The organism is Microbacterium sp. (genome assembly GCF_031179285.1).
GTDB lineage: Bacteria > Actinomycetota > Actinomycetes > Actinomycetales > Microbacteriaceae > Microbacterium.
Map to the genome: position 1 here is coordinate 1 of NZ_JAPSHY010000061.1, position 4,506 is coordinate 4,506.

General features: G+C 66.2%; 4 protein-coding genes. 1 reads left to right on the forward strand and 3 read right to left on the reverse strand.

All coding sequences use genetic code 11. The features are described 5' to 3' along the window. Nucleotides 1-430 (reverse strand): 50S ribosomal protein L25/general stress protein Ctc (locus RIN18_RS17220; protein WP_309105207.1); only part of this gene is annotated, 430 nt, incomplete at its 3' end. Between the two features lie 359 nt (nucleotides 431-789). On the opposite strand from RIN18_RS17220, the gene RIN18_RS17225 reads away from it, so the two are divergent. Beyond that, nucleotides 790-2,850 (forward strand): glycoside hydrolase family 3 N-terminal domain-containing protein, encoded by a 2,061-nt coding sequence (locus RIN18_RS17225; protein WP_309105208.1) that lies wholly within the window; start codon nucleotides 790-792, stop codon nucleotides 2,848-2,850. A 288-nt stretch (nucleotides 2,851-3,138) separates the two neighbouring features. Here RIN18_RS17225 and RIN18_RS17230 read toward each other — a convergent pair whose 3' ends face one another. Both RIN18_RS17230 and RIN18_RS17235 read right to left on the reverse strand, forming a co-directional pair. Further along, a complete protein-coding gene (locus tag RIN18_RS17230; RefSeq protein ID WP_309105209.1) occupies nucleotides 3,139-3,666 on the reverse strand; it encodes a gluconokinase in 528 nt (175 codons plus the stop codon). Nucleotides 3,667-3,744: 78 nt separating this feature from the next. Beyond that, a partial coding sequence (locus RIN18_RS17235) for a TRAP transporter large permease (RefSeq protein ID WP_309105210.1) occupies nucleotides 3,745-4,506 on the reverse strand: 762 nt, incomplete at its 5' end.

The following is a 4,506-nucleotide window of genomic DNA, read 5'->3' on the forward strand; positions in this document are numbered from 1 at the left end:
CCTCGACGCTGACCGAGACGTTCTCGGGGATGTGGGTGGCCTCGACCGACAGGCGCAGCACGTGCAGCTCCTGGTCGACGGAGGTGCCCGGGTAGCTCTCGCCCTCGACGTGGATCGGGACCTCGACCTCGACCTTCTCACCCTTGCGGACGACGATGAGGTCGAGGTGCTCGATGACCTGGCGCACCGGGTCGCGCTGCACGTCCTTCACGAGCACCAGCTGGCTCTTGCCCGCGATGTCGAGGTCGATGATGGCGTTCGCACGCCGGATGATCAGCGCGGTCTGGTGACCGGGCAGGGTCACGTGCTGCGGCTCGCCGCCGTGACCGTAGATGACGGCCGGGATCTTGCCCGCGGCGCGGATCTTGCGGGCTGCGCCCTTGCCGAAGGAGTCGCGGGCCTCCGCGACGACCTTGTTGTCTTCTGCCATGGTGGTTCTCCTTGCGGGCTCGCGGCCCAGATCGTGTGTCTGTCGTCAACTCGAACGCATGCGAGCGTGAGGAATAGCCATGAGCCGCTTCCACCGCGTCGATCACGGATGCCGCGTCCGAGTGAACCCGGAGCGCCGACATCCCTCGCCGAAGTCCAATGGACGAGTCTACAACGCTTTGAGGCGTGCGCGCAGCGCTCATGTCGACGAGGCCGCCGAGGACGACAGGCGATGGACCCGGTCCTCGCCACGCCAACATCCGGCAACCGATTGACGGGCCCGGCGCACCAACGGCTCAATGAAGCCACGGCGGAGTGCAGCGTTGCACTCATTCGACGCCGAATATGGAGGAGACTGCCATGCGCAGATCGTCATGCCGGACACTCATACCAGGCTCACTCACCGCCGCCGCACTCGTCCTCTCACTTTCGATGGCGAGTGTCAGTGCCGCCGCAGTCGCACCCCCGCACGACGAGAACAACGCAGGCGGCAACCAGCCGCCGTCGCACTCGACAGCGCCGAACAGGGCCCCCGTCGTCGAGTCCCACGTCAAGGACGTGATCAAGGTCAAGGGAAGGGAGTTCCGCGACCTGAACGACAACGGCTCGCTCGACCCGTATGAGGACTGGAGGCTCTCGGATGAGGACCGCGCAGCCGACCTCCTGTCGCGGATGACGCTCGAGGAGAAGGCGGGGCTGATGCAGATCGCGTCACTCCGAGCCACCGCACCACAGCTCATCCAGGATGCGTCCATCACGCACCTGATCATCCGAGACAATCTCACGGCGTACGAGCTCGCCGCCCGGGCGAACTCCTTGCAGGAGATCGCGGAGGGGACCCGACTCGGCATCCCGGTGGTGTTCACCTCCAACCCCCGCAACCACGTCAACCCTGATCTCGAGTTCGGGATCTCCGAGGCAGCCGGCCAGTTCTCGACCTGGCCGGGGACGCTGGGCCTGGCCGCGACGAACGACATCGAGCTGATTCGCGACTTCGCCGAGATCGCGCAGGAGGAGTGGCGTTCGTCCGGCATTCAGAAGACCTACGGCTATCAGATCGAAACAGCGACCGAGCCTCGCTGGCGACGGGTCAACGGCACATTCGGTGAGAGCCCCGAACTCAATGCCGCGATCGCAGAGCAGCTCGTACTCGGTTTCCAGGGAGCGGAGTTGAGCAACGAGAGCGTGGCCCAGACGGTCAAGCACTTCCCCGGCGACGGCGCGGTGCTCCGCGGGCTCGACCCGCACAACGAAGCCGGCAAGTGGGCCGTCTACCCGACGCCGGGAAGCCTGCAGGACTACCAGCTCCCCCCGTTCCAGGCGGCGATCGACGCCGGAGCGAGCTCCGTCATGTCCTACTACAACGTGCCGAGCAACGCGATGAGTGCCCAGCAGCTGGACATGGAGGACTGGTACGCGCCCGGTCAGCAGTTCGAAGAGGTGGCAGGCGCCTACAACGAGGCCATCCTGACCGGCCTGCTCCGTGACCGGATGGGCTTCACCGGGTACGTCAACAGCGACAGCGGCATCCTGACGTCGCGGGCGTTCGGCGTCGAGAACCTCACCACCGCCGAGCGTTTCACCAAGGCGGTGCGTGCCGGAACCAGTCTGTTCTCGGACAACAGCGACCCGTCGGGCCTCATCGAGGCGGTCGAGACGGGACTGCTCGCCGAAGCCGAGCTGAACCCGTCAGTGCAGCTGCTGCTCGAGGAGGTCTTCGCACTCGGCCTGTTCGAGGACCCCTACGTCGACCCCGCCCTCGCCCAGCAGGTCGCGGACGACCCCGAGTCCCAGGCTCGGGCAGACGAGGCGCACCGCAAGTCGATCGTGCTGATGCGCAATGACCAGCAGGCGCTTCCGATCACCGATTCGGATACCGCCACGACGAAGCTGTTCGTCGAGGTCGTCACGCGCCAGGACGGCATCGAGCAGACAGCGGCGCTCAAGGAGCTCATCGCGGAGCACGATCCGTCGCTGCAGCTCGTCGACACGCTCGAGGAAGCCACCGCTGCGCTCGTCTGGGTGCGGCCGAATGTGTTCGAGTACCCCGACAACTCGACCGTCGAGATCGAGCTCGGCGAGCTGACCGGAGTCGATGTCGAGCGCGTGCAGCATATCGAGGCCACCGTGCCGACGATCCTCGCGGTCAACCTCGGCAACCCGTGGGTGATGAACGCGATCGAGCCCGGTGCCGCTGCCGTCGTCGGCACGTTCAACGTCAAGGCGGAGGCGCTGCTGGAGGTCGTTCGTGGGAAGTTCAATCCGACCGGCGAACTTCCGATCAGCATCCCCGCCGACCAGGAGGCGGTCGAGCAGAACGCGTCCGACGTTCCGGGGTACGCCGAGTCGTTCGACTACAGCTATGTCAATGCGGCCGGGGACGCCTACACCTTCGGGTTCGGGCTGACCTACACCGAATAGCCGAGCCGGGTCGCGCCCTCGATCGGCCTCAACCCACGAGAAACGGACGCACCTCGGCACGACGAAGCACATATGGTCGCTCTCCGGAGCTCACCTTCCAGGCTGGCCGCGCACCTCGCGGCCAGCCTGGCCCCATGCGTGCCGCGACCGCTGTGGCGGCCGCTGGAGGGCCCGGATCCGAACAACCGTGAGTGATTCCCGTCGAACGAGCAGGCGTCGACATGCTCAGGACGTCACCCGCCCTCGTCGCTTCGCACGATCGTCGACATCCGACCGGCATGCGGCGATTCATCCGGCGGCCGATGTGCCCCCGGTGAGGCGTGCGACCGCATCAGCGAGGATCGCGTCGACTGGGCGGTCGATGTCGACGACGAAGCCGGGCTCGTCCGGACCGAGCGTTTCGAGGTCGGCGAGTTGCGAGTCCATGAGGCTGACCGGCATGAAATGGCCTGTGCGTCCCTCCGTACGAGCGAGGAGTACATCGCGTGCTCCGTGAAGGTGCACGAAACGAACTTCCTTCGCACGCGAGCGGATGACGTCCCGGTAGCGACGCTTCAGCGCCGAGCACGCGAGGACCAGCCCGGTGCCGGCGTCAGTCGCTTCAGCAGCCGCTGCACCGACTGCTTCGAGCCAAGGCCGGCGATCATCGTCGTCGAGCGGGATCCCCGAGGCCATCTTCTCGACGTTCTCGAGCGGGTGCAGTTGGTCGGCATCGGCGAAGGGAACACCGAGGTCACGCGCGAGGAGGGCACCGATGGTCGATTTCCCTGCGCCGGATACGCCCATGACCACGACGACCGGCGGCCCTGATTCCATGTGGCCAGTATCCACCAACCGAGGGCGACACGCGGTCGCGCTCGCGGCGCGCCATTCAGCAGCAGCCGTTGACGCGGGTCAGGGCACGACCAAGCCGAGCGCTGTCGGCAACCACAACGACACAGCCGGGACGAACGCCACGATGAACAGCGCGATGCAGAGGGCCCAGAAGAACGGCCAGAGGCGTCCGATCACGGATTCGACGCGGACGTTGCCGACGCGTGCCGCGACGAAGAGGTTGTTCCCGATCGGCGGCGAGATGTTGCCCAGGCACATGTTGAAGACCATCATCGCGCCGAAGTGGATCGGGCTGACTCCGAGAGCGGTGACCACCGGCAGGAAGATCGGCGTGAAGATCAGGATCGCCGGAGTGGGGTCCATCACGGTGCCGGCGAGCAGAAGGACGATCATGATGACGACCAGGATGATCGCCACGTTGTCGGTCAGGCCGAGGAGGCCTGCCGTGACCAGCTGGGGGATCTGGGCGAAGGCGAGCACATAGCCGAGGATGCCCGAGACCCCGATCAGCAGCATGATGATGCCGGTCACCTTCGAGGCCTCGAGGATGATCTTCGGGAGTGCCTTCAGCGACAGCGTGCGCTGAAGGAGGCCCAGCGTGAACGAGTAGAGCACGGCGATCACGGCCGATTCCGTCGCGGTGAACACACCGGTGAGGATGCCGCCGATCACCACGACGATCATGAGCAGCGCGGGCAACGCCTTCAGGAAGACGATCAGCGCCTGCCGCAACGTCGGTCGCGGCCCGGTGGCGCGCAGTTCGGGGTGCTTGCGGGCGTAGAGGGCGACCACGATGATGCAGACGAGCGCCCAGAGGAGCCC

Excerpts from the sequence above, each read along its gene's own strand:
- RIN18_RS17225 (WP_309105208.1), top strand. The coding sequence starts at position 790 with ATGCGCAGATCGTCATGCCGGACACTCATACCAGGCTCACTCACCGCC.
- RIN18_RS17230 (WP_309105209.1), bottom strand. The coding sequence starts at position 3,666 with ATGGAATCAGGGCCGCCGGTCGTCGTGGTCATGGGCGTATCCGGCGCA.